Consider the following 5,210-nt stretch of genomic DNA (forward strand, 5'->3'; position numbering starts at 1 on the left):
TCCGAGAGGGGGACCCCTCGGGGGAGGGGTTGAGTTACTGGGAGCGCGTCGAGGGGGCGCGCTCCCAGTATTTTTTTTGTGCATCGACCTGGAGGTCCGGGCTGCCGTGGCGCCTGGAGTTCCTACCCGCCGGAGACGACCCGCAGACCTTCGCGAGGCGCCTTCGTGGCGCCGGGCAGCTCCAGGACGTGGGCGCCTTCGGCTTCGAAGAGCTCGCGGATCCACGGGTGGCAGGTGAAGGCGAGGACCTGGTGGGCCTCCGCCATCCTCGCGAAGAGGCGCACCGCGCCCCGGGCCCGTTCTGGATCGAAGTTCACCAGCACGTCGTCCGTGATGAGTGGCAGCGTGCCCCGCGTCTCTCCGAAGTCGCGGATGACGGCCAGACGGAACGCGAGGAACAGCTGCTCTCGCGTGCCCCGGGACAGCTGCTCCGCGCTCCAGTCCCTCGCGCCGTCACTCACCCGCAGCTCTCGCGCGTCGCCCGCCGGGATGAAGACGCGGCGGTAGCGTCCCGCCGTCAGCTCGGAGAACAGCTCGCTCGCCAGCTGGATGACGCGGGGCTGCTGTTCCTCCTCGAACCTGCGGCGCGCCCGTCCCAGCAGTGCCAGCGTCAGCCGGTCCGCCGCGTAGCGCGTGGCCAGCTCCGCCGCCTTCGCCCGCAGCGTCTCCTCCTGGATGCGCAGCCGCGACACCAGGTCGTCGTTCTCCCACTGCGACAGCTGCGTCTTCAGGCTGCCCTGCTCGGTGAGCACCGCCTTGTGCCGCTCGCCTTCCTCCCGGTGACGCTCGCGCAGCGTGGCGAGCTGTTCCTTCAGGCCCGGCTCTCCGCCCGCCGCGTGCGCCTCCTCGTGCGCCGCGTTCTCTCCCAGGCCGGTGAGCGCCTGCACGCGCTGGACGTGCTCGCGCACCCGGGCCGTCAGCTCCGCGTACCTTCGCGCCTGCACCGCGCGGCGGCGGAAGGTGGCCTCGTCCTGGCAACCGCCTTCCGCGAGCAGCGCCTCCCACGCCTGGTCTTCATCCAGCGCCAGCTGGTCCAGCCGCGCCTTCTCCGCCAGCAGCTCTCCGCGCTGGCCGTCCAGGTGGCGTTGATCCGCTGCCCGCGAACGCACCTCCTCCAGCGCCACGGACACGCGCGCGGCCACCGTCTCCGCGGGCCCCGGGGGCAGGCCCGCCGCATGTGCTTCTTGCAGCAGCCGCGCCGTCACGGCTTCGCACGCGGCCTCCGCCACCGTGAACTCCTCTTCGTCCGTGCGCAGGTCCAACAGCCGCTGCCGCAGCGACGCGGCATCCAGCCACAGCGTCAGCGCGGACGCCGCGGAGAGGGCTTCCGGGAAGCGGCGCGACACCAGGAACGCCATCCACTCCTCACGCAGGACCTCCTCGCGCTGGCTCGCGCGCAGCCGTGCCTCCTCCACGCGCTGGTCCTCGCGCACCGCCGCGTCCCAGGCCGTGCGCAGCGTGTCCTCTTCACGCATCAACAGCTCGCGCCGCTCCGCCTGTGTCAGCAGCTCCGCGAGCTGTGACTCCTGCGCGGCCAGGTCCGACAGCGACGCGCCCGGGGACAGCCCCGCCGCGCCGGACGCGTGCAGCAGCTCCCGCTGGAGCAGCTCCTCGCGCGCGCTCAGCGCCGCTTGCGCCGAACGGAAGCGCTCCTCCTCCTGCTGCCTCCAGCGGTGCCGCGCCGCCTGCGCCTCCAGGCTGGCCTTGCGCGCCGTCTCCACGCGGTGGCGCACGAACAACAGCAACCCCACCAGCAGCAGGCCGCCCACCGCGCACAGCACGCCCACCGTCGGACCCGCGAGCCACCCCGCGAGCGCCGCGAACCCCAGCGCCACGATGGCCGCCGCCACCACCCACGACTGTGGCAGCAACGAGCGCATGGGCACCGCGTCCGTGGGCGCACGCACGCCGTCCATCTGGCGGCGCTGCTCCATCCGCTGCTCGGCCAGCCGCTCCAGGTCCCCGCGCACCGCGCGCATCCGCCCCACCGCCGTCTGACGCTGCCGCACCTGCGCGGGCCGCGCCTCGGGCAGGGACTCCAGCTCCGCCAGGACCCGCGTCAGCGACGTCTCCAGCCGTGCCCGTTCCTCGCGCGTGCGCGTCTGATCCGCCTCCGCCTGCGCGAGCGCCGCGTCCGCCGCGTCCAGCCGGGCCGCGAGCGATTCCAGCTCCCCGCGTGCCCTCGCGCCCAGGTCCAGCGCGAGCAGCCCGCCCGCGTCCACCTCGAGCCCCAGCTCTCCCAGCGACTGCTCCAGCTGCCGCCGCCGCGACGTGAGCGCCGCCCTGCGCGCGGGCAATCCGCGAAGCTGCTCGGAGTGTCCCGAGTACGTGGCCAGCGCGGTGCGCAGGGACTCCGCGCGCTCGCGCACGGGCCATGGGGCCGTCAGCCGCTCCCGTGCTTCTTCGATGGGCGCCAGCCGCTCATGCAGCTGCGCCTGCTGGGCCCGGTACGTCTTGCGCCGCTGGAGCACGTCCTCCAGCCGCGTCTCCGCGCCCGGTGGAAAGGTGTCCAGCACCGGCAGCGTGGCCAGCTCCGCCCGGTCGCGCGCGAGCACCGCCAGGTCCCCCAGCGCGGAGTCCAAGCGCGAGGCGCGGTCCAGCGCGGACTCGGTCTGCTTGCGCGCCACCTCCAGCGCGTGGCCCTCCGCGATGCACTCCTCCAGCCGGTCCCGCGTGGAGAAGTAGAGCGCGGGCCGGTCCCCCGCCTCTCGCAGCTTCTGCTGCACCTCCTCCAGGTCCTTCATCACCAGGTTCAGTTCCTTCTTCTGGCCGCGCGGCAGGTACAGCGCCTCGGAGTCCTTCGTCAGCCGCTCCACCGCCTCCGGCAGCCGCCGAGCGCCCTGCATGCCCGCGGCGAACAGCGCCTCCGACACGCCGCGCTGCTTCGCGAGCCGCTGGAACGACGACAGCTCATCCAGGCGGAAGGCGAACACCTCGAAGAACAGCTCGCGCGGCACGTCCGCCAGCGCCTGGTCCAGCAGTGTCTCCGGCAGCGGCTGCCCGTCCGGGCCGCGCACCGTGAGCGTGCCCTCCGACGCGCGCTTGCCGCCGTGGCGGTGCACCACCAGCGGGCCGGAGGCCGTGTCCAGCCACAGCTCGCCGCCGAAGAGCGCGCCCTCCGGTTCGTAGCGCTCCGGCTGGCCGCGCTTCTCGAAGCCGAACAGCACGCCGCGCAGGAACGCGAGCAGCGTGCTCTTGCCCGCCTCGTTCGGGCCGTACAGCAGCGTGAGCCCCGGCCCCGGCGTCCCCGAGTAGCCCCGGAAGTGCCCGAAGCCGTCCACCTGGAAGCGGGTGATGCGCAGGCCCGGCTTCATGACGTCTCCTCGTGGAGCTGCTCCACGCCACGTTGCCCCGCCTGCGCCACCAGCTCCGGCCGGGGCGCCTCCAGCGCGTCCACGCCCAGCCGCTTGAGCCGCTGTCCCAGCGTCGTCAGGTCCTCGTCGTCCCACAGCGACGCGAGCGCCGCGTCGTCGTGGGACAGCGCCTCCGCCTCTTCCAGCAGCGTGCCCAGGAAGCCGCCCCCGGCGCGCACCGCCTCCAGGTCCACCTCCGGCCGGCTGCCATCGCGCAGCGACTCCAGCAGCACCGGTGGATGCGCCCGCGCCAGCCTTTCGCGCAGGTCCGCCTCCAGCTGCGTCCTGGCGCCGGGCCTCGCGAGCTCCCGGTGCAGCGGGCCGCGTCCGGCCAGCGTGAGGCGCACCGCGTGCCCGTCGAAGTCCTGCGCGCAGCGCGACTCCACCACCTCCGAGGCCACCGCCTGGAGCATGTCCAGCGACGTGACGCCCGACAGCGGCACGTCCAGCCGGTGCCAGCGCACGCGGTCCACCGGCACGAAGCGCCTGCGCGCGATGCCGTCCTCCACGTCCACCACCACGCAGCCGCGCTCACCGGTCTCATGCACGTGGCGGCCCTGCGGGTTGCCCGGGTACACCGCCACGCCGCCCCCCGGCAGCAGGTGCTCCGCGCGCGTGTGCACGTGGCCCAGGGCCCAGTAGTCCAGGCCGCCGGCCGCCAGGTCCGCGGCCGTGCACGGCGCGTAGTTCGCGTGGCCCGCGTCGCCGCCCAGGTTCGCGTGCAGCAGGCCCACGCTGAAGTGCTCGCCGGTGCGGCGGAATCGCGCGGACAGGTTCTCGCGCACCTCCACGTCCGGATAGGACACGCCCTGCACGTGGCACAGGCGCCGGCCCTCGCGCCGCACCTCCACGTCCTCCCACCGCGGGCCGAACACCTTCACCGACGCGGGCAGCCCCAGCGTGCCGGTGTCTCCGCTCAGCGGATCATGGTTGCCGTGCACGATGAAGGTCTGGATGCCCGCGCGGTCCAGCCGCGCCAGCTCCGTGCGCAGCGCCAGCCGCGCGCGCACCGAGCGGTCCTTCACGTCGAACAGGTCCCCGGCCAGCAGCAGGAACGTCACGCGCTCGCGCAGGCACACGTCCACGATGCGGGCCAGGGCCTGGAAGGTGGACTGCTGGAAGCGCTCCAGGAGCGGGCCGTGCGTGGCCACTCCCCGGAACGGCGTGTCCAGATGGAGATCCGCGGCGTGCACGAAGGAGAAGCGCATCGTGCCGGCACCGTACCCGAGTCCTGACGCCTCCCCGACTTTCCCGCCCCCCAGGGTGATCCGCCGGTGGACACCGCACATGTCCTCCGGTCCCAGACGGTGTTCATCGCTGGAAACCCGGCACGTCGGACGCGCTGGCGGTGAAGCTTCAAGGAGAGGGGCGCGGGCGCGCCACCAGGGCCCGCCCGCGCCGTCCCGGACCTCAAGGCCTAGCGGGTAGGCTCGGGGACCGAGCCGCCCGTGCTCCCGGTGTCGGTGTTGCTGCCGGACGAGCCCATGTCGTCGCTGGAGCCCGGAGTCATGGAGCCGCCGGTGTCGGAGCCACCGGAGCCCTCCATGCCGGAGCCGCCCATGCCCGCGTCACCGGCGCCGCCCATGCCCGCGTCACCGCCGCCACCCGTGCCACCCGCGTCGTAGCCGGAGCCGCCCATGCCCTGGTCCATCGTCGAACCCGCGCCCTGGCTCGTGCCCGTGCCCTGCTCCTGCTGCCCGGCGCCCATGCCAGGCTCGGAGGCGCCCTGCGAGCCCTGCATGCTTCCGGAGCCTCCCGTGCCGCCGCCGCCCTCCTGCGAGCGTTCCTTGCTCTGGCACCCGGTCAGGGCCATCGCGCCCGCCACCGCCCCCAGCCTTGGGTTCGTCACACCAACAC

Annotated in this window: 2 protein-coding genes and 1 pseudogene; all 3 read right to left on the reverse strand. The window is 73.9% G+C overall.

What is annotated here, in order from left to right:
* Positions 1-122: 122 nt before the first annotated feature.
* Positions 123-3,314: an AAA family ATPase gene (locus D7X55_RS45590; protein ID WP_120549210.1), complete on the reverse strand. Its 3,192-nt coding sequence runs from the start codon at positions 3,312-3,314 to the stop codon at positions 123-125.
* Positions 3,311-4,561: a DNA repair exonuclease gene (locus tag D7X55_RS35425; protein ID WP_120549209.1), complete on the reverse strand. Its 1,251-nt coding sequence runs from the start codon at positions 4,559-4,561 to the stop codon at positions 3,311-3,313. The genes D7X55_RS45590 and D7X55_RS35425 overlap by 4 nt, the downstream gene beginning before the upstream one ends.
* Positions 4,562-4,770: 209 nt before the next feature.
* Positions 4,771-5,210: pseudogene (locus D7X55_RS35430) on the reverse strand (hypothetical protein); the annotation flags it as partial.

The sequence above is a fragment of the Corallococcus sp. AB049A genome (assembly GCF_003668885.1).
GTDB lineage: Bacteria > Myxococcota > Myxococcia > Myxococcales > Myxococcaceae > Corallococcus > Corallococcus interemptor.

Coding starts and splice junctions, on each gene's coding strand:
- D7X55_RS45590 (WP_120549210.1), bottom strand. CDS start 3,314: ATGAAGCCGGGCCTGCGCATCACCCGCTTCCAGGTGGACGGCTTCGGG.
- D7X55_RS35425 (WP_120549209.1), bottom strand. CDS start 4,561: ATGCGCTTCTCCTTCGTGCACGCCGCGGATCTCCATCTGGACACGCCG.